The 23,336-nt window shown below is 32.5% G+C and carries 20 protein-coding genes and 4 pseudogenes; 15 read left to right on the plus strand and 9 right to left on the minus strand.

The genetic code is table 11. The features are described 5' to 3' along the window. The first annotated feature begins 226 nt into the window (after positions 1-226). Complete coding sequence (locus MHH59_RS11730; RefSeq protein ID WP_002031946.1) at positions 227-778, plus strand: GNAT family N-acetyltransferase; 552 nt, start codon at positions 227-229, stop codon at positions 776-778. 43 nt (positions 779-821) lie between these two features. On the opposite strand, the gene MHH59_RS11735 is transcribed toward MHH59_RS11730, so the two are convergent. Beyond that, positions 822-1,007 (minus strand): cold-shock protein, encoded by a 186-nt coding sequence (locus MHH59_RS11735; RefSeq protein WP_000286202.1) that lies wholly within the window; start codon positions 1,005-1,007, stop codon positions 822-824. A gap of 86 nt (positions 1,008-1,093) precedes the next feature. Next, entirely contained in the window at positions 1,094-1,297 is a 204-nt protein-coding gene (gene cspD / locus MHH59_RS11740) for a cold-shock protein CspD (RefSeq protein WP_002012849.1), read from the minus strand. Positions 1,298-1,680: 383 nt separating this feature from the next. Here cspD and MHH59_RS11745 point away from each other — a divergent pair, with 383 nt between their 5' ends. Further along, positions 1,681-2,577, plus strand: coding sequence for a CPBP family intramembrane glutamic endopeptidase (locus MHH59_RS11745; RefSeq protein ID WP_340851236.1), 897 nt, complete (start codon positions 1,681-1,683; stop codon positions 2,575-2,577). Beyond that, entirely contained in the window at positions 2,577-3,236 is a 660-nt protein-coding gene (locus tag MHH59_RS11750; RefSeq protein ID WP_340851237.1) for a chloramphenicol acetyltransferase, read from the plus strand. The genes MHH59_RS11745 and MHH59_RS11750 overlap by 1 nt, the downstream gene beginning before the upstream one ends. A gap of 36 nt (positions 3,237-3,272) precedes the next feature. Here MHH59_RS11750 and MHH59_RS11755 read toward each other — a convergent pair. Then, a pseudogene (locus MHH59_RS11755) lies at positions 3,273-3,464 on the minus strand (hypothetical protein); the annotation flags it as partial. A 383-nt stretch (positions 3,465-3,847) separates the two neighbouring features. On the opposite strand from MHH59_RS11755, the gene MHH59_RS11760 reads away from it, so the two are divergent. Continuing rightward, a complete protein-coding gene (locus MHH59_RS11760; RefSeq protein WP_016126914.1) occupies positions 3,848-4,621 on the plus strand; it encodes a Cof-type HAD-IIB family hydrolase in 774 nt (257 codons plus the stop codon). Positions 4,622-4,723: 102 nt separating this feature from the next. Continuing rightward, the gene (locus tag MHH59_RS11765; RefSeq protein WP_016126915.1) at positions 4,724-5,329 is read left to right on the plus strand and encodes a PRK06770 family protein; all 606 of its coding nucleotides are present in this window, start codon (positions 4,724-4,726) and stop codon (positions 5,327-5,329) included. 113 nt (positions 5,330-5,442) lie between these two features. Here MHH59_RS11765 and MHH59_RS11770 read toward each other — a convergent pair whose 3' ends face one another. After that, the gene (locus tag MHH59_RS11770; protein ID WP_078214612.1) at positions 5,443-6,312 is read right to left on the minus strand and encodes a LysR family transcriptional regulator; all 870 of its coding nucleotides are present in this window, start codon (positions 6,310-6,312) and stop codon (positions 5,443-5,445) included. Positions 6,313-6,441: 129 nt separating this feature from the next. Between MHH59_RS11770 and MHH59_RS11775 the strand changes: the two genes are divergently transcribed. After that, entirely contained in the window at positions 6,442-7,485 is a 1,044-nt protein-coding gene (locus MHH59_RS11775) for an aspartate-semialdehyde dehydrogenase (RefSeq protein WP_078214613.1), read from the plus strand. Between the two features lie 109 nt (positions 7,486-7,594). Here the strand turns inward: MHH59_RS11775 and MHH59_RS11780 are convergent. Continuing rightward, positions 7,595-7,833 (minus strand): annotated as a pseudogene (locus tag MHH59_RS11780) (hypothetical protein); the annotation flags it as partial. A gap of 673 nt (positions 7,834-8,506) precedes the next feature. Here MHH59_RS11780 and MHH59_RS11785 point away from each other — a divergent pair. After that, positions 8,507-8,809, plus strand: a complete 303-nt coding sequence (locus tag MHH59_RS11785) for a heterocycloanthracin/sonorensin family bacteriocin (protein ID WP_016120187.1) — start codon at positions 8,507-8,509, stop codon at positions 8,807-8,809. A gap of 308 nt (positions 8,810-9,117) precedes the next feature. On the opposite strand, the gene MHH59_RS11790 is transcribed toward MHH59_RS11785, so the two are convergent. Continuing rightward, on the minus strand, positions 9,118-10,020 hold the full coding sequence (locus MHH59_RS11790) for a LysR family transcriptional regulator (protein WP_340852926.1): 903 nt from the start codon (positions 10,018-10,020) through the stop codon (positions 9,118-9,120). 129 nt (positions 10,021-10,149) lie between these two features. Between MHH59_RS11790 and gabT the strand changes: the two are divergent. From gabT to MHH59_RS11820, 6 genes and pseudogenes are all read left to right on the plus strand, one after another. Next, positions 10,150-11,441: pseudogene (gabT, locus tag MHH59_RS11795) on the plus strand (4-aminobutyrate--2-oxoglutarate transaminase). Between the two features lie 14 nt (positions 11,442-11,455). Beyond that, positions 11,456-12,145, plus strand: coding sequence for an MOSC domain-containing protein (locus MHH59_RS11800; protein WP_078179071.1), 690 nt, complete (start codon positions 11,456-11,458; stop codon positions 12,143-12,145). Positions 12,146-12,407: 262 nt separating this feature from the next. Then, complete coding sequence (locus MHH59_RS11805; RefSeq protein WP_078179104.1) at positions 12,408-13,292, plus strand: GNAT family N-acetyltransferase; 885 nt, start codon at positions 12,408-12,410, stop codon at positions 13,290-13,292. A gap of 33 nt (positions 13,293-13,325) precedes the next feature. Continuing rightward, a pseudogene (locus MHH59_RS11810) lies at positions 13,326-13,922 on the plus strand (DUF1349 domain-containing protein). Between the two features lie 262 nt (positions 13,923-14,184). Next, positions 14,185-15,939 (plus strand): ABC transporter ATP-binding protein, encoded by a 1,755-nt coding sequence (locus MHH59_RS11815; protein ID WP_340851238.1) that lies wholly within the window; start codon positions 14,185-14,187, stop codon positions 15,937-15,939. Continuing rightward, positions 15,932-17,728 carry an ABC transporter ATP-binding protein gene (locus MHH59_RS11820; RefSeq protein WP_002165835.1) on the plus strand — a complete coding sequence of 599 codons (1,797 nt, stop codon included), beginning with the start codon at positions 15,932-15,934 and terminating at the stop codon, positions 17,726-17,728. Before MHH59_RS11815 ends, MHH59_RS11820 begins: the two co-directional genes overlap by 8 nt. Positions 17,729-17,793: 65 nt before the next feature. On the opposite strand, the gene MHH59_RS11825 is transcribed toward MHH59_RS11820, so the two are convergent. Together MHH59_RS11825 and MHH59_RS11830 are read right to left on the minus strand one after the other, a co-directional pair. Beyond that, positions 17,794-18,081: a tyrosine-type recombinase/integrase gene (locus MHH59_RS11825; protein ID WP_370458391.1), complete on the minus strand. Its 288-nt coding sequence runs from the start codon at positions 18,079-18,081 to the stop codon at positions 17,794-17,796. Positions 18,082-18,343: 262 nt separating this feature from the next. After that, positions 18,344-19,564 carry an ATP-grasp domain-containing protein gene (locus MHH59_RS11830; RefSeq protein ID WP_016120191.1) on the minus strand — a complete coding sequence of 407 codons (1,221 nt, stop codon included), beginning with the start codon at positions 19,562-19,564 and terminating at the stop codon, positions 18,344-18,346. Between the two features lie 123 nt (positions 19,565-19,687). Between MHH59_RS11830 and MHH59_RS11835 the strand changes: the two genes are divergently transcribed. Together MHH59_RS11835 and MHH59_RS11840 are read left to right on the plus strand one after the other, a co-directional pair. Further along, the gene (locus tag MHH59_RS11835) at positions 19,688-20,785 is read left to right on the plus strand and encodes a YheC/YheD family endospore coat-associated protein (protein ID WP_002165834.1); all 1,098 of its coding nucleotides are present in this window, start codon (positions 19,688-19,690) and stop codon (positions 20,783-20,785) included. 271 nt (positions 20,786-21,056) lie between these two features. Further along, the gene (locus tag MHH59_RS11840; protein WP_003189202.1) at positions 21,057-21,587 is read left to right on the plus strand and encodes a hypothetical protein; all 531 of its coding nucleotides are present in this window, start codon (positions 21,057-21,059) and stop codon (positions 21,585-21,587) included. 709 nt (positions 21,588-22,296) lie between these two features. Here the strand turns inward: MHH59_RS11840 and MHH59_RS11845 are convergent. Next, complete coding sequence (locus tag MHH59_RS11845) at positions 22,297-23,157, minus strand: hypothetical protein (RefSeq protein WP_002127362.1); 861 nt, start codon at positions 23,155-23,157, stop codon at positions 22,297-22,299. Positions 23,158-23,336 lie beyond the last annotated feature (179 nt).

Consider the following 23,336-nt stretch of genomic DNA (forward strand, 5'->3'; position numbering starts at 1 on the left):
TTTAAGCACCTCCGTAAGAAATAGTTACTGTTTTTCTATATTTTAACATGAGAGGGTGTAAATTAGGGGTGGTTTTTAGAGGGGAATAAATAAATACAACGAAGTTATATATTATTAATAGGATAAACATCGCTAGAAATATTTGATTTGTGGGACATTAAGGACTTTCCTAATTATAAATACTTTTTCTGCTATAATAAATGAGTAGAGAGAAAGGAGTGATCCTATGGTATTTCCTATGTTAGAAACAGAACGCTTGCGCTTAGTTGAAATAGAACAATCTTATTGTCAAAAAATATATGAAATATTCTCATTAGATGAGGTAACGTGTTATTACGGTATGAATTCTTTTACTGAGTTTGGACAAGCTTCACGTATGATTGAATCTTTTTCAAAAAATTACTTTGAGAAAAAGGCAATGCGTTGGGGGATTGTATTAAAAGACACAAATAACTTAGTAGGAACAATTGGATTAAATAATTTACAACTTTGGAGTAAACGCTCAGAGATTGGATATGATTTGCATCCTCGTTATTGGGGGAATGGTTATGCTTCTGAAGCTGCTCGAGAAATTATTACTTATGGATTTCGAGATTTAGGCTTATTTAGAATTGGAGCTATTACATATCCTGAAAATATAACTTCGTGTAATATGTTATCTAAATTAGGTTTTCAACAAGAAGGGCTGTTACGTGGATACATTCATCAAGGAAATAAACAACACGATGCATTAATGTATTCTATTGTACGAACAGATGTAGAGGATATTCATTATTAATAAAAAAGCCCCTCTTATTTAAAATAAGAGGGGCTTGTAAAAATCAACCTATTTTAGGTAATAAACGTTCTCCGCTTTTCATACTACTTTTACATAAAGGGCATTTAGGCTCTTCTTCAAATGAAAAGTTCTTTCTCATCCATCCTAAACAATCCTCTGATTCACATTCCCAAACAGGGGTTTGTTCTGGTGGTACTTCTGCTACATCGTTCTTTCGATTGCGATACATGTAACCACTCCTTTTATGTAAAAATTTTTAGTTATATATTAAAAAGGTTGTTAACCGAGCTGGTAACAACCTTTTTATTGATTGAATTATAGCTTTACAACGTTTTTAGCTTGAGGTCCACGGTTACCGTCTTCAACTTCGAAGCTAACTTCTTGACCTTCGTCAAGAGATTTGAAGCCGTCGCCAGTGATAGCTGAGAAGTGAACGAATACGTCGCTACCGTCTGCAACTTCGATGAAACCGAAACCTTTTTCGCTGTTAAACCATTTTACTTTACCTGTTAATGTCATGGTAATGCCTCCTAAAATTTAAAAAGATATACAATATGATCGGCCTTATTCGATTGAAAATAAAAGTTCACATATTATCAAAAATCCATAAGGAGTACAAAATATTCCTGATTGATACTTGATAATATGCAAAGAAAGTATAGTGCTAAATTGACCTTAATTACTATCTTACAACAAATGGTGGGAAATAGCAAGTGCTGGTAATACCAGTGAATGAATTGGGTGATACTGGTAAAAGGCACGAAGACATCTCTTTTATTTATATATTATTCCTAATCTGAATTTATTCCAAACAGAAATCATTTATTTTAAAAAATATGTTTAAGGGAAACGATATATATTTTAAGAATACAGATGATTACAATAATAAGGAGGATAGAATATTGCTAAATAAACAATTTAAAATAATTGAAGCAGCAAAAGAAGGAAGAAGAAAAGTTCATCCTATTTTCGCTGTTATACTTGCAATTGTATTTTTAACTTTAGGTGAATTTTTCATGTTGTTTATGCTTTTTTTACCGAAAGCAGCTACATCATTTGTAAAGGCAATTTATAGTAATATTGAGATGATATTAACGTTTGGTGGGGCTATATTTTTTATTTTTTTATGGATTAGGTTTGTAGAGAAAAGGTCATTTTCATCTATTGGTTTTTGGAAAGTGCAATGGATGAGACAGTATTTGAGAGGTGCGTTAATAGGATTTGTCTTCATTTCAATACCAGTAATTGTACTTGTATTAACAGGTATTGTAAAACTACAAATGCAACAAATTACGGCAACCGCCATATTTGGTATTGTAGGATCTTTAATTGCTTTTTTAATACAAGGTGCAACGGAAGAAATTATTGTACGAGGCTGGTTGTTTCCAGTTATTTCTGTTAGAAGTCGTATATGGGTTGGGATTATAGTGACGTCCTTTTTATTTGGTTTTCTTCATTTACTTAATCCAGGTATTACAATTCTTTCAATATCGAATATAATATTAGTTGGTGTATTTGCAGCTTTTTACGTATTAAAGGACAGTAGTCTTTGGGGGATTTGTGCATGGCATTCCATTTGGAATTGGGCACAATATAATGTCTATGGTTTTGCAGTTAGTGGCATGACGATATATTCAACACCACTATTTAAACCTGTAACAAATGGGTCAGAAGTGCTTCATGGAGGCTCATTTGGTATTGAAGGTAGTATCATTACAACAATAATGCTTTCTATCGCTTCAATCGTTTTATGGAAACAGTTATGGGGGCGAAAAGTGAAACAACGAGATATTAGCTAATGAAAGAGGGAGAAAATATGGGGATTGTAGCGTTTGAGGGAGCGAGCGCTGTTGGTAAAAGTACAACATGTCGTGAATTAGAAAAAAATTACGGTGCATTTATTATACCTGAAGTTAATCTATTATTTGAAAGACCAAAAAATGAACATAGAACATGGTATTTTGAAAAACACGTAGAGCGCTGGAAAATAGCAATACAGAAGTCTCAGCAATATGAATTAGTAATACTCGATGGGGATATATATCAGCCACTTAGTTATAATTGGTGTTTTCGTTTTGATATATTTAATCAGCCGTTATCTTTAATAGAAAACTTTTATAAAGAAAAGATGATAAATAGAGAAATTGGTTTTCCAGATCAATATTTTTATTTATATACAAGTGATGAAGAGCTTAGAAAACGGAAAGAGTTTGATGGGAAGAAAAAAAGAAGAAACTTTGAAAAACATTTACATATATCTAAAGCATTTCAGCGTTATTATGAAAATCTCAATACCGTCACAGACGGGTACTGTAAATTGATTGAAGCAAAAAGTATAAAGTCGAATGAATTAGAAATTGTGAAAAGTTTAAACAGCTTGAACGTGTGTGAAAAAAGACGGTTTGATGTTTCGAGGTTAGAAGCTATTACGAAGTGGTTAAAAGAGAGTCGTGCATAAAAAACAACGAGTGCCTTATAAGGTACTCGTTGTTTTTTATGCATATTGAATATGTGAGTTTATATATTGTTGTAAGTTTGATTTTTCATTTTTCTTAATAGTATTTGTATATTTAGGTAGAAAGAGTTGAGAAGGAGAAACTGGTAGTTCACTACAAACATCGATACCATAAACAGAATTATTCATAGTGAGAGAATGAATACATTTTAAAAGTGTAGATAGTTTCATCAAAGTTTGAAGATGTTAAACCATCATACAATAAGCTCATATTTATGCAGCTACTATAAATTATTAGGCTAGCATATATTTTTATAAATTTAAAACGAAATGCTTAGAGTGGAATTAGCATTTGAAAAAGACTGCACTTTTTGACGGAATAATCTTTCAATTTATAAAGAAAAGAAATACAATATAAGGAAATGCATATATGATTCAGGAAATAGAAAATATGTAATAAATGAAAATGTATCCCGCTATTTGCGGGAAATAAGACTCGAAATTCAGCTGTGACAAAAAATTAGGCGGAGGTCTACTACCCGTAAAAGCTCGATTGGTTCAACAAATAATCGATGCTTCGAGTTATAACTTGTGAAGGAGGAATAAATATAAGCATGAAAAAGATTATTATTTCAGATCTTGATGGGACTTTATTAAGAAGTGATAAAACAATTTCAGAGAAATCTATTAATATTTTGAGGGAATGTAAAAATAATGGAGACGAATTGATTTTTGCTACGGCAAGGCCTCCAAGAGCTATAAATCAGTATATTCCCAACGTGTTAAAGAATGAGATTATCATTTGTTATAATGGAGCTCTAGTTCTTAAAGGTAATGATATTTTATATGAAATGAAGATTTCTAAAAATGATATTTTAGGAATCATAGAAATAGCAAAAAAGTATAATCTTCATCAGATTTGTCTTGAAATAAATGATAAGCTGTACTCAAATTTTGATGTTACTGATTATTTTGGTAATGTGCCGTGTGAAGTCATGGATATAAGAGAATTAAACTTTGAAAAAGCCTCTAAAGTAATTGTTTGTACTAATGGCTCAATAAATAAGGAGTTCACTAAGGAGTTGCCTGATGAGTGCAAGGCAGTCATTACAGATAACGGAACATTGTGTCAAATTATGCATACGGATGTTTCAAAATGGAATAGTATTCAGCATGTTCTACAGCACTTAAATCGAGATGTATCTGAAGTAATTGCATTTGGAGATGACTACAATGATATGGAAATGATAGAGAAGTGTGGGATTGGCGTAGCGATGAGCAATGCTGTTGAAGAATTAAAATCCGTCGCTAAATTTATTGCCAAAAGTAATGATGAGGATGGAGTTGCTACATTTCTGGAAAGTAATAGTTATATTTATGTTAATTAGTATGGAAAAATGAATCGCAGCAAGTTGCGAAAAAAGAGAAGCTACATCTGTTTTTGATAAATAGATATTATGAAAAGGGAAATATGGGAGGAAATAGGCAAGATGAAAACATTATTTAAAATAATAGGAATTATAGCTGGTATGGCAGTAATTGGAGTAGGTTTAACATATGGTATGCTGTATTATTTAAATAATAGTAAACCAGCTGCGAAAAAGACAACACCAGCAGCCCCCGCAATAGAAGTGTTAGCTGATATTAATGTAAAAGCTGAAGATGCAAAGCTTTTAGAAAATGGCAATCATTCATTACCGAATAGCGGTTTTAATAAAAATTTTAAGTGGACAGATGAGAACATACAGACAGCATTACATGAAATGGCACATCAAAAAGCGAAAGCTGATCAAAAATGGGGCTATATTTTTATTACACAAGAACGTATTGAAAGTTTACTTGAAATTATAAATAGTAATGATGTTGCACAAAAAAGTACATATGTGGATATTTTAGAACGATGGAAACAAGGAAAATATGAAAAGGTTGATGTGGACCACAACAAGATTTGGAAATTACAAAGTGGGAATTTAGGAGAAGGGAAAGGAGTAATGTCAGAAAAGGAGCAAAAAGAATTAATTAATCAAGTTTTTATACAAAAAGGTACATATTCAGGTAGTAAATTAATTGCAGGTGAGGTACAAGCTAATAAATAATATACATATTGATTTTGAAACACCTTTACTGTTATGAACACAAATGTTTTAACAAAAATGAGTAATTGCTTTTTAGAGCAGTTACTCATTTTTGTTATTACTTGCTTACTTTTCTATTCCATACTCTCTAATAATGTAAGAAACGATTGTAAAACGGGTGATATCCATCTAGATTTATGATAGATTACATGGCTTTGAATGACTGCTGGAGTTTCGATGGGCTGAAAACAGAGTTGCTCTTTTTGACAACTTTCTTGTACAACGATGTAAGGGAGAATTGAAATTCCTAACTCACACATAACGGATTGTTTAATGACTTCAACATTGGAAGTTTCGAATGTTTTAGCGGGAATATTCCCACTTTGACGTAAAAAACGATCTACCATTGGTCTATAGCCGCAGCTTTGTTCAGTAAATATAAATTGAGTATTTTGTAATAAAAGGAGTGGATCAGTGTTTGAAGGGAAATGAGCAGGGAAAATCCATCCAAATGTTTCATTACATAAATTACACGTAATAAAATCATTATGCTCTATACTTTCTCCAATTATGAAGATAACATCGGTCTCTCCTTCATGTAATTTTTTCAATGCTTGCTCATTGGTATTTGTCTCAAGTACGATATTTACTTTCGGATTTTCCTGTTTGTAAGTACGTAATAATTGTGGTAACCGATACACTGCCAATGATTCATTAGATGTAATAGTTAATGTTCCTTCTAAATGGTCACTGTTTTGAGGGATTTCTTGCGCTTTATCATAAATAGTAAGTAATTCTAATGCGTACGGATGAAATTGATGACCTGCTTTTGTAAGAAGTATTTTTTTTCCTAATCGATCGAATAGAGGAATGTTTAAATCGCTCTCTAATGATTTAATATGGGCTGTCACAGTAGATTGCACATAACCTAATGCATGAGCAGCTTTAGAAAAGCTACCATATTTAACAATGGCACAAAATGTTTTAACATGTCTCATTTCCATAAATGATACCTCTTTTATTATCATGATTTGTGGATGATTATATCATGTATTTCAATTTTTTAAATCATTAAATTTCTTTTAAAATTAAGTTGTGGAGAAATTCATTCAATTGAAATTGGAGGAGAAAAAATGAGTGAAAAGAGCTATCATATAGCTGTAGTTGGAGCTACAGGCGCAGTAGGGCAAAAAATCATTGCATTGTTAGAGAGAGTAACGAAATTTAATATAGAAGAAATTACATTACTCTCGTCAAAACGATCTGCTGGTAAGATAGTACAATTTAAAGGACGAGAGATTAAAATACAAGAGGCAAAATCAACTAGTTTTGAAGGTGTAGACATTGCCTTTTTTAGCGCTGGGGGAGAAGTTTCTAGACAATATGTAAATCATGCAGTTTCTAGTGGTGCAATCGTAATTGACAACACAAGTGAGTACCGGATGGCGCACAATGTACCACTCGTTGTTCCAGAAGTAAATGCACATACTTTAAGGGAACATAAAAGGATCATTGCAGTTCCGAATTGCTCAGCACTACAGATGGTAACAGCTCTTCAGCCAATTCGAAAATCATTTGGTTTAGAACGAATTATTGTTTCAACGTATCAAGCCGTATCAGGCTCAGGAATTCATGCGATTCATGAATTAAAAGAACAAGCTAAGTCAATGCTTACAGGTGAAGAAGTGAAGAGCACTATATTACCAGTGAAAAAAGATAAAAAACATTATCCAATTGCATTTAATGTATTGCCGCAAGTGGATATATTTACAGACAATGATTTCACATTCGAAGAAGTAAAGATGATTCAAGAGACGAAGAAAATTTTAGAAGATCCAAATCTGAAAATGGCAGCTACTTGCGTCAGAGTTCCAGTTGTATCGGGGCATTCTGAATCAGTTTATATTGAACTTGAAAAAGAAGCGACCGTTGCAGAAATTAAAGAAGTACTACTGAATGCACCAGGTGTTATTTTACAAGATAATCCTAGTGAACAAATTTATCCAACGCCATTATATGCAGAGGGTAAAAGAGATACATTTGTAGGTAGAATACGTAAAGATCCTGATACATCAAAAGGATTCCATCTTTGGATCGTTTCTGATAATTTATTAAAAGGTGCTGCTTGGAACTCAGTTCAAATCGCAGAGACATTGGTGGAAAATGGGATTATTTAGTATGGATTTATATAAATATTGAAAATAGAAGGATATTTGGGAAACCGTTAATTATAATGGTTTCCTGTTTTTTACTTAATGAGTATTTTCCTCTTACTTCAATTAAAATTTAATTTAAGTTAGTTTTTATAGTGTTTTTATAAATATCAACTTTATCTGCAGAGAATTTTAAAAATCTAGGCTCTCCGTTAATTGTGAGATTAATATTAAGTGATAAAGGCATTTCAACCTTTTTCACTACATCTTCTATAGCAATATACTCATCTTCTTTTTCGTTATAAAAACAATGGAACTAATTAATACCTCATTATTTTCAATATCAATACTACACATCATAGGGAATTTCTCATATAAAAAAGTGCTAACACGTATGCGGAATAGACATAAAACATCGCTGATTTGCCATTCATAAAAATAGACTTTTCTTAGCAGAAATCACTAATTATAAATACTTATAAAATTAGCTCTGATATAGCAGATATTGAAGCGAAGAAAAATAAAGATGGGAGTGCATATTGGAAATACGAAGATGACCAAACAAAATTATGGAATATACGACTATAGAACTAGAAAATGATGACATAAATCTAAATATTATTGTTTAAATTCATATTTTATAATGTCCATTTAGCCCGCATTAACTGCCCGTAAACCCCCTCTGATTAAAGTTTCACTTTATAAAAATGAGCCCATAGTAAAAATAACCTAAAAATAGGCATATGAACAAGGTGCATCATCTAGTGATAGGTCATATTTTGTTGGTGTACGTATTGAACTTAGTTTATCCCGCTATTTGTGGGCAGTAAAACTCCCACCTCAAAATTCAACTGGAGCAAAGAAGTTAGGTGGGAGCCCTGCTGCCCGTAAACGCCCGATTGGTGCGGGCTAATAATCAGTGGGGATGAACAAAACCCCTACTGATTAAAGTTTCACTTTATAGCGCTATTTCTACTTAGATTTAACGAACAGAAATATAGGAAAGTATCGATGGGGTTTTAGTTTATAAACGGAGGTCATGAAGATGAATAATTTTCAACAAGAACTACAAGCGTTAAGCCTTAATGATTATCAGCCTGGAAATATTGTGTATTGGGACCAGCAAAACCAATATCCATATTACTATATTACAGATGATGCTCGTCGCTGTGGCGGCTGTGGCGGTGGTCGTTGTGGTGGTTGTGGTCGTTGTGGCGGTGGTCGTTGTGGTGGATTCCGTTGTTTTGGTTGCTTCGGTTGCTTTAGTTGTTTTGGTTGTGGTGGTTGCTCTAATTGCTCTAATTGTTTTGATGGTTTTAATGGTACTACTGTAACATTTGAATATTGATAAGAGACAAAAAGGAATCCATTTTGAAAAAAGATTGATCGAAACGGATTCCTACTTTGTGAAGCATTATATAATTTTTATAAAAATGTGCTAACAAGTTTGCAAACGGACTTGCTAACACCTATACGAAATAGACATAAAATATCGCTGATGTGTAGCTTAATAATACGATAATAATTTAGCACTTATAATGAATAATAGGTTATTAGAAAAGAAACCATAAAATGTAATGTTTTATATCATTATAAAAAGAGATTATTCTAATAGGTCGTTGTGTAACGGCTGCATAGGATAATCTCTTTTTATGCTTATTTTTGTAAAGAATGTACTGTTATTTTGAGTTGCTCAATAAATTTCCGGGTAGCAGCGCACATATATTTATCTCTTCTATAAATAAGTCCTATATCTATTGTTGGAGTGGGGTTTTCAATTTTAATAGCTTGTATGTGCTCATTTTGCAAAAAGTCTATATACGGTTTTGGTAACACGGTAATCCCCATACCTTGTGCGACCATTTGAATTAAAGATTCCATTGTACTAATTTCTAAAATTGGCTTTGGTTTAAAGTTAAAGTTTTGGCAATGAGATGTAATTAGTTCTGTTAAATAGAAATTTTTAGGTAGAAGAATTAAAGGATAGTCCTGTAATTCTTCAATAGATACATACTTACGTTCAGTTAAAGAATGGCTGGTTGGCACAACTAATGTAAGTTCACTTTTATATAGTGGGATAGAAACAATCTCTTTATCTTGCACCGGGAGAAATGTAATACCAATATCTAATTCATTTTGTAATAATTTTTCACGAATTTCTCCTGTACGAAGCCCCAACACAGAGAGTTCGATATTTGGATATTGCTTATTGAAATCTAATATAGCTGGTGGTAGTAAATAATTTACTACGGTTAACAAAGATCCTATTGTTAAGGAACCATGATGTAATCCATTTAAGTCTTGAATGGCAGAACGAGCTTGTTCGACTTCGTGAAAGATTGTTTTACTGTGCGATAATAAAACTCTTCCTACTTCAGTTAAAGATATTTTTTTACCAATTCGATCGAAAAGTGGCATGCCTACTTCATGTTCTAATGCACGTATTTGTTGGCTTAGTGAAGGTTGTGAAATATTTAATTTCTCGGCTGCTTTTGTGAAATGTAATTCTTTCGAAACAGCTAAAAAGTATTCTAATTGTCGTAATTCGATTGAAATCACCTCAAGTTTAATCATAGGATATACCTATCATTATTATATAAATAATTGAATTGAACAATGGTTTTGTGGGATATATAATCACTTTATCAGAAATGGATTGATTAAAAAATTAGATGAGGTGAAGAAGAATTGTTGAAATCTAGTGTATTACCGGGCAGTTATTCACAAGTACTTCAAAAAAGGTATGAGGAGGCCGTACCGACAGGAATATATCATTTAACGCCTTTATATGTAAAAGAAGCAAGGGGAGCGATAATAACAGATGTAGATGGAAATCAGTTTATTGATTTTGCTGGTGGAATTGGTATGCAAAATGTTGGACATTGTCATCCGAAAGTTGTAAGAGCGGTACAAAAACAAGCAGAATCGTTTATACATCCTTGTTTTCATGTAACTCCATATGAAAATTATATTACTTTAGCGGAGAAAATTAATGAGAAAGTGCCAGGTACAAGTAAGAAAAAAACGATGTTTGCCAATAGTGGTGCGGAAGCGATTGAAAATGCTGTAAAGATCGCACGTAAAGTAACAGGGAGGAGTAAAGTAATTTCGTTTGAACGAGGATTTCATGGGAGAACATTAATGACAATGTCTCTATCGACCAAAGAAACTCCATATAAAGCAGGATTTGGTCCGTTCGTTTCAGACATGCATATATTGCCGTATCCGTACTATTACAGAGCTGAAGAAGGAGTTTCTCCTGAAGAAGTGGATTCTCAAGTCATCTATCAGTTTGAAAAGTTTTTAGAAGAAGTATCACCTGAAAAAGTAGCAGCGATCGTAATGGAACCAGTACAAGGAGAGGGTGGGTTTATTGTTCCTTCCATTTCATTTGTAAAACGATTACGAGAAATTTGTAATCAATACGGTATTTTAATGATAATGGATGAAGTGCAAACTGGATTTGGCCGAACAGGGAAATGGTTTGCAACGGAACATTTTCATATAGAACCTGACATAATGACTTTGTCAAAATCAATTGCTGGCGGTTTACCATTAAGTGCTATTGTCGGTCGTGCGGAGTTGATGGACATTCCTGGGAGAGGACAAATTGGTGGAACTTTTGCCGGGAGTCCGTTATCATGTGCAGCCGGTCTTGCTGTAATTGAAATAATGGAAGAAGAAAATCTAGTTGAAAGGGCTCAGCAAATTGGAAATAGAATAATGTCACATCTACATCAAATGCAATTAAAGTACGAAGTGATTGGTGATGTTCGTGGAATCGCATAACGAAAGAACCTGCAAAAGAACTAACAGTAAAGCTAATTGAAGATTTTTGGAAGAATGGGCTTATAAGTATTGGAGCGGGGATATTTGATAATGTACTACGCTTTTTACCACCTCTAGTTATCTCAAACGAAGAAATAGATAGAGGATTTGAAATAATAAATGAGTCTTTTGAAAAGTTGTGCCGCAAGTAAGAGGAGGGATTTGAATGACTAAAGCATATGAAGTCCTATCTCTAAATATAGGACTGCCAAAAGAGGTTATGTATGGTGGGAAGTTAATTCAAACAGGGATAAATAAAAAGCAAGTAAAGGAACCTGTTTTTTTATCATTTTTAAAGCTTAATGGAGATGGACAGGCGGATTTAGTTCATCATGGAGGGGTAGATAAAGCGGTTTGTGTTTATACTGGTGATCACTATCCGTACTGGGAAAAAGAATTGAATCAGGAACTTGTATATGGGGCTTTCGGTGAAAATATAACAGTAAGCGGAATGCGTGAAGAAGATGTTTGTATTGGTGACACGTTTCAACTCGGAGAAGCGATTGTACAAGTAACGCAGCCAAGACAACCTTGTTTTAAATTAGCGAAGAAATATAATATTCCAAAGTTGCCATTATATTTTCAAGATACAGGATACACAGGTTTTTATTTTCGAGTATTAAAAGAAGGGTGGATATTACCGGTAGATACTTTAAAATTGTTGAAGCCTGATCCAAAAGGTGTGTCAATTTTGTTTGCGAATCGCATAATGCATAAAGAAAAACAAAACTCTGAAGGATTAAAAAGGATTTTAGAAGTAAATGCACTGTCTACTAGTTGGAGAAAGACGTTTGAAAAGCGAGTGAAGGGAGAAGAAATTAGTACGAAGGAGCGACTTGAGGGAACCAAAGAATAGGTGAATTATATTTGCATAAAATGGTGTATTTCTATTATCGGAAAGATAAGTAGGAAGCACCATTTGTTATATAATAAACATGATATTATTCAAAAATCTTAATACTAGTTTATTCGACTTGTTTTTTAATAATCAAAACATAAAATAAATTAAACCATTTTTAAAAGTTTTATGATACTATATTGATTTGAAAGGCCTATTTTTTGAGAGTAGGTCATATAAGTATATCTAAATTAATGGAATCGACGTATGGAGGGACAAAATGGGGAATGTTGAAAAAATGGCAAACTTGCTATTAGAAGAACCGAGAAGAGAACAGTTATTTCCTTTATTTGAAGAAGTGTTTGGGATTACGAGCCAAACATTGCAGGATTTTTCAGAGAAAGGGTATTGGGATTATACATATAAAGCATTATCATTTTTACAAGATGATAATGCGATTGCAAATGTTGCGGCATTTTCACTTCCGCTTTTAATTAATGGTGAAAAAATAAATGCAACGGGTATTCAATCAGTAATGACACATCCGAATTATCGTAGAAGAGGATTAATGAAACAATTGTTTAGTAAGATGATAGAGGAAATTGATGAGCAATGCGAGTGTGCGGTCTTGTTTACTGAAAATCCGGAACTATATAAACCATTTGGTTTTCAAATTGTGCAAGAATATTTGATGACAGTATCATACGAAAATAAAGGTTACAAAGATTCTCAACTTAAAAAGTTAGATTTTTATAATGAAGAGGATAGACAATTAATACATGAGATTATTGAAAATGGCCAAAGGCTTTCTAATAAATTTTCAACGTTAAATTACCGCTCTTCGTTTTATTTAAATATGTATGATTCAACATGGAATGAAAACCTTTATTATTCAGAGAAATTAGATGCGCTGATTGTTTTTACAGTAGAAAATCAAAAACTAAAATTATTTGGAGTATTTGCGCCGGTAATTCCGATTTTAGATGAATTATGTGAGGAAATCTCTGGGGAATTTACGGAGATTGAATTTTATTTCTACCCAGATCAATTAGGAATTGATGATGTACAATATACAGAATTACAGACTAGTAAGTATTTAATGGTTCGAAGTAATAAAGAATTAGATTTTAAAGGTTATAAATTCCCGGTATTAACTGAGTTTTAAATATTAATTTAAATGCTTTTTTATGGAGGAATTATGAAAACATCATATATACCAAATCATATTGAGCAACTTACTGTAATGAACGCACCTAAATTTTACAAACTTGAAGACAATGATACATTCATTGTCCATTCGAAAGAAGAAACAGATTTTTGGCTGAAAACCCATTATGGTTTTGAAGTAATGAATGGCCATGTATTTTATGATGAGATAATGACAGATTTTCAGGCTGAGGTTCAATTGCGCATGAATCCAAATGCGACATACGATCAAGCGGGTTTATTTGTTATGATTTCTGAGAAGTGTTGGTTAAAAACATCTTTAGAATATATTCCTGAGGGCCCATCACATTTAGGTGCTGTCGTAACGAATAATGGCTATTCTGATTGGTCAACGCAAGACTATCCAAATGAGTTTGCTAAGCAACAATTACGTTTTTGAATTATTCGAAAACTTGGCGATTATACAATATATGTGAAAACGAGTCAGCGATGGGAACAAATAAGAATCGCTCATTTGATGGAGGACATAGGTAATGAGCCTGTTAAAATTGGTTTTTATACGTGTAGTCCTTCTGAAAATAATGGATTCGAGACCGAGGTTTTCGATTTTAAAATTGAACAAATATAGATGGGAAAACCGCATTCTTACTAAATGAGAATGCGGTTTTTATTAAGTTAAAGAGTATTCACATCAACTGGTAGTGAAAATGCCTGGTAGATTAAAGTTCCATTTTATTGACTAAAAATGATTTAAAACTTATCATTTAATAATGTTAAATATTAATTTACCTAATATAATAGGACTAATGGAGAAATTACAGACTATATTGCTCAAATAAGGAGGACTATAAATTATTCGATGGTAATTTCATGAAAAAAGGAGATTGTGTATGAAATCATTTCGCAAGTTGTTACAGTATTTAAAACCATACATGTTCTTCGCTATTATTGGACCGCTATTTATGGTACTTGAGGTTGCGATGGACTTAATTCAACCGACAATAATGCAACATATTATTGATGTTGGAATTGCAAACCGGGATTTGAATTATGTAATAAAAATGGGGCTTCTTATGATAGGAGCAGCAGCAATCGGTTTAATTGGAGGACTTGGTTGTATGATGTATTCTACAAAAGCTGCTGTTAATTTCGCTACAGACATACGAAAAGATGTGTTTGCGAAAATAGAAACATTTTCTAGCAAAAATCGTGATTCATTTGGAACAGGTAAATTATTAACAATCGTGACAAATGATATTACATCTATTCAATCGGCAATGACGATGACGTTACGTGTACTTGTCCGTGGACCGTTATTATTTATTGGAAGTATCATTATAGTCTTTGTAACAGCGAGAGACCTATTTCCAATTTTACTTGTTGTGGTACCCGTATTATTAGTTGCAATTGTATTGATTGCAGGTCAATCGAGCGGTTCATTTAAGCGAGTACAAGAAGCATTAGATAAAGTAAACACAAAGCTACAAGAAAATTTATCCGGTGTACGTGTTATAAAAGCATATGTAAGACAAAAATATGAAATCTCACAGTTTGAGAAAGTTAATACAAGTTTAACTGAAATAAATATTCGTGCAATACAAATTATTTCATTGATGATGCCAATTATTATGCTAGTTGTAAATAGCGGAATTGTAGCAACTTTATGGATTGGTGGCGAGAAAGTTTTTAACGGTACACTCCAAGTAGGGGCCATTTTAGCTTTTATTAACTATTTAAATATCATTTTAATGTCACTTATGTCTATTAGTATGGTATTTATTCAAATTGCCCGTGCTTTTCCATCAGCTGATCGTGTACAACAAGTCTTACATACTGAAGTTGATATTACAACTGAAGGCGACGTATATGAACCAAAGCAAGTGGGTGGTAATGTAGAGTTTAAAAATGTTAGCTATAGTTATACGAAAAATAATGAATATGTTTTAAAAGATATTTCCTTTACTGTACGTAAAGGTGAAAAAATAGGGATTATTGGATCGACCGGAAGTGGTAAATCTACATTGGCGAAACTATTGCCACGACTTTACGATGTTGATCAAGGTGAAATATGTATAGATGATGTTAATGTGGAAACATACGATTTGCAAAAACTTCGTGCTTCCATTGGCTTCGTTCCACAAAAGGCACTTCTTTTTTCAGGCAGTATAGAAGAGAATTTACGTTATGGCAAAGAAGATGCAACTTATGATGAATTGGAATTAGCATCTTCATCTGCTTGTGCGACTGAGTTTATCAATAAGCTGGAAGACTCTTATGAATATAACTTAACACAAGGTGCAACCAATCTATCTGGTGGTCAAAAACAACGTATATCTATTGCAAGAGCCCTAGTGAGAAAGCCATCTATTCTTGTATTAGACGATTCTACATCGGCAGTTGATGCGAAGTCAGAAGCTGTAATACAGGAAGCATTAAGGACAAGATATAGTGGCACAACGATATTTTTAATTGCATCAAAAATATCTTCTATTATAGATGCTGATAAAATCCTCGTTTTGAATAACGGTGAATTAGTTGGAAATGGTACGCATGAGGATTTATTGGCAACTTGTGAAGTGTATCAGGAAATTTATCTTTCCCAAGGTGGTAGCCTGCAGCAAGAAGGAGGGGAAGAGCGTGCGTAATTTTCAAGGACAATTTGGAAATAAAGGTGGACGTAACAATCCGAAAACGGGAAAAACTAAGAATACTAAAGGAACTATAATGCGAGTATGGAACTATATGGGGTATCAAAAAGCATCTCTTATGTTCGTTATTATTCTTGTATTTATCACGACATTACTAGGTTTACTGGGGCCATATTATATGGGGGTCATCATTGATGAATACATTGTACCGAAGGATTTAAGCGGGACAGCCAGAATGTGCATGCTACTCATTGCAATATATGGGATAACCGTATTATTAACATGGTTACAAACATTTGTAATGATTAATGTTGCATTAAAGACTATACAAAAAATACGACAAGATATTTTTGAAAAAATCCAAACACTTTCTCTACGATTCTTTGATGTACGTTCTCAAGGTGATTTAATGAGCCGTGTGACAAATGATATTGATAACTTAAATCAAGCTTTGACACAAAGTGTTGTGCAAATCATTTCATCAGCGTTAACGTTTATAGGTGTAACAATTGCGATGTTTTCATTAGATTGGATTTTAGCGATTGTAACTTTAATTACAGTACCTATTATGTTTTTCGTTACGAAAAAACTAGTTGCTTATAGTGGGAAAAACTTTGCGAAGCGTCAAAAGGATTTAGGAGAATTAAATGGATTTATTGAGGAAGCTATTACAGGCGCAGACGTAACTACGTTATACGGAAAAGAAAAAGAAACCGTACATAACTTTAATGAAATTAACGAACAGCTAAGAATTTCAGCAACGAAGGCTGAAACGTTTTCAGCATTTATTTTTCCAAGTATGAACTTTATTAATAACTTAGGAATGGGGCTTGTAATTGGAACTGGATCGGTAATGGTATTAAACGGAATGACAACAGTAGGTGTCATTGCAGCTTTTATTAATTATTCTCGACAATTTTCAAGACCACTTAGTCAATTTGCAACTTTAATGAATACGATTCAAGCGGCAGTTGCTGGAGGAGAACGTGTCTTTGAAATTATGGATGAAGTACCAGAAATTCAAAATAAAAAAGATGCAGTACTTGTACAAAATTTACAAGGACATGTTAGGCTTGAGAAAGTTTCATTTGGATACGCACAGGACAACATGATTTTAAAAGATGTGAGTCTCGAGGCGAATCCTGGGGAGACAATCGCTTTAGTCGGTCCAACTGGATCAGGAAAAACAACAATTATTAATTTGTTAACTCGCTTTTATGACATTCAAAAAGGGCAAATTAGCATTGATGAAAAAGATATCAAGGATTATGATATTAATTCTTTGCGGAGTAAAATAGGGGTTGTTTTACAGGATACGTATTTATTTGCAGGAACGATTATGGAAAATATTCGATATGGACGTTTAGATGCAAGTGATGAAGAAGTAGTTGCAGCAGCAAAAGCAGCATCAGCACATTCTTTTATAAAACATCTACCGAATCAATATGAAACGGAAATTGCTTCAGAAGGTTCGAATTTAAGTCAAGGACAAAAACAACTCCTTGCGATTGCACGAGCGATTTTAGCAGATGCAGATATATTAATTCTCGACGAAGCAACATCTAATATTGATACGAGAACAGAATTACAAATTCAATCTGGATTAAATAATTTAATGAGAGGGCGAACAAGTTTTGTAATCGCTCATCGGCTGAAAACGATTGAAAAAGCAGATCAAATACTTGTAATAAAAGATGGAAGTATTTTAGAGAGAGGAAATCATGAAACTCTCATGGAAGATGGTGGGTTTTACTTTGATTTGTATACGAGTCAGTTTAAAATTTAACAAAAACATTGATGTGGTGAGGTTTCTCTAGAAAAGAGAAACCTCATTTTTTATATTTGCAAACATTACCATCCGAATAGTCTTTCACTAAATGTTTTAACAGCGTCCTTTTGCAGACTAGGTGAAAAATGTGAATAGCGATTTAAGGTTATGAAAGCGTCCTTATGATCCAATCGTTCGCTTACAATCTTTGGATGTACTCCTTGTTTTAAAAGAAGCGTTGCATGAGTATGGCGTAAATCATGAAATCTAATGTTTTTTAATTCGGATTTTTTCAAATAGGCTTTAAATGTATCACGAAAACCACTTTTGTCTTCTTTTTCCTGTCTCTGAATCAGCTCCGATATCGACAATAATACACCACTTTGTTCCTCTTTTTCGAATATGTCCTTTCACTTAAAACATTCCTTCATTGATTTTTGAATCATGTTGTAAAAGTATATTTGTAATTTTGCTGCTATGAAAATTACATGTTTGGACATATCGGCGATGGATATATTTTATCATATATAAATTAAAACATTTTGGAGTCGTCTATTTAGTAAAGAAATTAAAATTATAAGAAATATGATTTTTAGTATATTTTCATCAGTTGGTGTATATATGTCGTATTTATTATTTTTGGATTTCAAATGAAATTTCTTTAGCTGCTTCTAAAGCTATTTTTTTAGCTTCTGTTTTAAAATAGGCTGCAGCTAAAACGTATCCACATCGATGTCCCATTGATGTAGGTGGTTTTAAGATAGTTCCTTTTTTAGGTTTTATATAAACTTTCTCTACACCAGGATATTTAGAACTACGGTTTTTCCCTGTAACTCGAATTAGTTTTCCTTTAAATTTAACTGTTAGGTAATGAGCGTACACATATTTATAATGTTTTTTATTTAGTGAAGGTTTATTTCCTAACATTAACTGAATAGTCTCTTGCACTAAGTTGATTCCATGTCCAATTTCAATTATGTCATTCATTGCTCCACCTGATATTCTGGGATTTATCTCAATTAATTTCCAAACATCTTTTATTCTCCGGAGTTCTAGATGACACGCTCCATTTTTCATATTAAAGGCCTGAATAACAGAATTAACTGCATTGAAAAGACTATTATATAGTCTTTTGTCTACCTGTCCTAGTAAAGAATAACCAGTAACAATAAAACGTTCAAAAAGTGTAATTTCTTGTTCAATTACTGCTATAATATGGACTTTTCCATCTTGAACTAAAATTTCAACTAAGTACTGAGGTCCATCTATATATTCTTCAAGTAGAATTTCTTCATTAGGTAGTTTTTTTAAAAGACTTTGTATAGATAAGATTAATTGATCTTTATTTTTTACTAATAATACATCTTTGGATCCTGTTGATTTAGGGGATTTTACAATAAGAGGGAAATTTATTTCTTTAGTTTTTTCAAGAAAAGATGATAATGATTCTGTTGGTTTGTAAATTAAATAGTTGAGTGAGATTGGTAATTCTTTAAGTACATTACGAGTTAATATTTTGTTTTCCATATGATGGATAGCTTTAGTAGATACAATATTTGAGCAAAATCTTTCTGATAAACGTGCAGCCACATAAACAAAAGGGTCAATAAAACTAAAGATCCCTTTTATGTTTTTTCCTGATGTATTTAATTTTTCAATTGTTGTAATTATATTATCATAATCATTTATATCAGTGAAAATCATCTGATGTACATCAGGGAATATAGTGCGTTCATTAATAAATTTTGTTTTTTTAGTTAATAAAACAGTAAAGAAATTAAGTTTTTCAGCTGCTTTGATTGCTTCCCTACTTGATCCAGATTTATTTGTTTCAATGAAAACGATAGTATCCATTTTATGTCACCTTAACCTTTATCATTTTATAAAATCTCAGGTTTATTATTTCTATAGGTAGAATATTAAAATGAGGTTAAGCTTGTTCTGGATTTTTCGAAAAATGGTTGAATGAGGAAGAACATGAATATATATATAATGAATTTGATATTTGTTTTGAAAAAAATCTTTAGAAAGAAGGGAAGAAGAACTAACATGACTATAATTGGTATGCTTCATCATCGGAAAGATCCGAATGACGTAAAGAAAGCATATACTTATGCTGCTGTAGCTAAAGCTGAAGGTGTGGAATTTTTTTATTTTACTTTAGGAAAAGTAAATATAGAAACGAAGAAGATTTTAGGTAAAACTTATGAAAATGGTAAGTGGATTGAACAAGAATTTTCTTTTCCAGATGTTATTTACAATGCAAGTGTTCATGTTAGTGATAAAAATCAGCAAATCTATGATTATCTACATGAAAAAGTTCCTTTTACAAGTCATTCAATTGGAAATAAATTAAGTGTATATAACAGAATAAATAGAGCGAAAAAATTTAAGCAATATCTTATTCCTTTTTATGAATTAAATGATGTTAATAAGTTTTTTGACATGATTAATCGTTATGAAAAACTTATTATTAAACCAATTTCTGGACATCAAGGTAGTGGTATTATTTTCATTGAAAAAAATGGGATGAATTACAGTATGAATGAGTCAGAACAAATTTCATCTATTAATAAAAAACAATTACGGAGCTTTATATCTGATAAGATTCAAGAGCAAGGTTACATAATTCAACAGTTTATTTCATGTCAAATGAAATCTGGTCATGTTTATGATTTTCGATTGCATGTTCAAAGAAATGGGGAAGGCAGGTGGGTTGTTACTTCTATATTCCCGAGAATAGGTCCATTAGGAAGTATTGTATCAAATATGGCTAAGGGTGGTTATAGTACGTATTTAGATGTTTTTTTAAAAGCGGAGTTTGATAACGATTGGTATAATATTAAAAGATATTTAGAACGATTTGCAGTAACTTTTTCTAACCATTTTAATTCTTTATATAAGGATATACTATTTGATGAGTTAGGAATTGATGTAGGGATTGATAAGGATCAAAAATTGTGGTTATTTGAGGTGAATTGGAGACCAGGGGTACCTAATATATTTAATCTTGAATTAGATGTAGCTAGAAATTTAGTTCACTATGCTAGATATTTGGCTGATAAATATAAATAAGAAAAGGAAAATATAATGAAACCTAGAAACCTTTATATACCAATGTTTCTACTAATCTCTCTTTCTATATCTCCTATAAGGTTTTTCTCCATGCATTCCGAAATTCGGCGGATGCTGGACTGTCGCCAAGCCAACGTACCTAATATGAGGTAAATACCGGAACCTGGTAATACATCCTTCATTGTGGGCGGGGTCACATATTTATAAAAAAATACGCTTGTCCAATCCATTATCATTCTCCAGTCATTTAATACTACAAAGGGGGGAGAATATGGAAAACAATGAAAAAATCACGTTTCGATTTGTAAAAAAAGATGGAGAAGAAATTAATTTGGGAAATCTTGCTGATAAACGAAAAATTGTCATTGTCATTAATAATCAGATTACATTTGCACCGAATACAACACAAATTGCCAGTGGAGCCGGACAAAATAGTGCAGCAGGAAGTAATGCAGCAATCGATTCATCGAATACCCGACAGCAAGAAACGGTGGGCGCTGGAGGCGAAGCCATAAATAAAGGAATTAGTGGGGACCAGATTGAGCCGCATAAAATGAAAAAAGAAACTTCGGATGAAGAGGCAGAATTTGTACTTATCATTAATAATCAAATTAATAAAACCCGTAAGGAACAGGCTAGTGCTACTCAAGTGGCAAGTGGTGGTGGAGAAGACAGTGCAGCGGGAACCAACGCTGCCATCGAAAGTTCTAATACTAAACAGCAACATGCAGTAGGAGGCGGAACGGATAGTTCGGCAGAAAATGCAGGTGAAGAAGGCGACCAAATAGAAAAATGCGATTAAAGAAAAGAGGCTGTAATTATTTCGCAGCCTCTTTTTCTTATTATGGATTAATTGGTCTATTACTTACCCAACCAAATTAGGAATATATTAAATATCTTGATGGATCATATACTGTCCATAATCCTATCCGTTGAGAAGTATTTGGATTTTTATATACTGCGATTGATCCATAAGGTTTTCTATGACTAGCTAAAGTATTTTCAATATATACTGCAAGGTCATAAGGCTGAAGTTGTATTTAATAAAAAGTTGTAGCTTCTGATTTTGATGATGCGAAAAATCAAATTCGTCAACTCGAATTGTCTTTTGCCACAGAAGCATGTGCTTCTTTTTTTGAAGAGCTATTAGTATTTGTACAGTTTCTAGTAATAAGTTTTGGATTATACATTCAAAAATAGAAAAAATATATCCAACCTTATTTAGCAATGAAGCTTAGTAAGAAGCGTGTGGATATAAAAATCGTTATTGGATAAAAAATCAAAAGAGCACGCCTATAAACGTACTCTTAGAAAGATAAGAAACTTATGAGTGGAGGAAATCTCCATATAATAACATATGCTTGTCTACTTTAAATGTGTAAAATTTATAAACAAAAATGCTATTTTATTAAGAAACGAGAAACGGTAGATAAGTAAGTACGTATATTATCGGATGTTAGTTGTTTTAATGAAAAAGAAACCTTTATAAAAAGGTTTCTTTTTCATTAAAATTAACAATCATAATCATTGTCGTATTCATGGTTACATTCATCGCAAGGGTTGTTCTGGTCATCACAGCAAATACAAAATGTTTTATTGATAAATATATCAATAAAATCAAATGTATCGGAATTATTTGTGAGAGTAAGGCTTTGTAAATCTTCTACTTGAAAGATCCTTGTTTCATTAGGAACTAAAGTTGCATTAATTGGTATGTTAGAACTTCTTGTTTGAACTGTTACTTCAATGGGACCGGAATCGTTAGGAACAGATAGTTGAAGTAAAGTTTTGTTGTGATTAATAGTAAAATCTTCAAATACTGTTCTTGAGGTATTAGGGGGTACGATAATATCGAGAGGTACATTTCCAGCTAAGGTAGTTCCCGAACCAGCAATCGTGTGAGTTTCGACAAAACAGTTACTATCTTCGTTAATAGAATATGAATGCTCTTTATAATAATCATTTTGTTCATTGCAGCAGATGCAAAACGTTTTTTGGATATAAACACCAATGTCGCTACTTGTATTATTATTATTTGTGAGAGTGAGGCTTTCAAAATTTTCTACTTGAAGAATTCTTGTTTCACCTGAAGCTATTGTAGCGGTAATCGGTCTACGAGAATTTCTTGTACGAATAGTTACAACAATTGGTGCAGAAGTACCAGGAACATGAAACTGCAGTAATGTTTTATTGTGATTATTAGTAGCATCTTCAAAAACTATTCTTGAAGTGTTAGCTGGTACAATAATATCTAACGGTATATTTGAGCCAGCAATCGTATGCGTTTTAGTGAAACAGTTCTCTTTTTTATTGTGAGAATATGAATAGTTTTTATAGTACTTTTTACCATGTTTATAAAAAAAATCAGCCATTCTTTAATCTCCTATCTTCTATTTGTCTATATATTATATTTAATGAGGATAAGAACTGTTTGTACAAGGTAGAAAAAAGTTCTATTTAGGAGAATAAGAGAAAGAATTTTAGATGTATGTTCTGTAGAATTTGTTTCAGTTAACCCAAATATAAGAAATGTATAGCTAACCTTTTTACG

Origin of the sequence: Bacillus sp. FSL E2-0195, assembly GCF_038003645.1 — a bacterium.
In the GTDB taxonomy this organism is placed as follows: domain Bacteria; phylum Bacillota; class Bacilli; order Bacillales; family Bacillaceae_G; genus Bacillus_A; species Bacillus_A mycoides.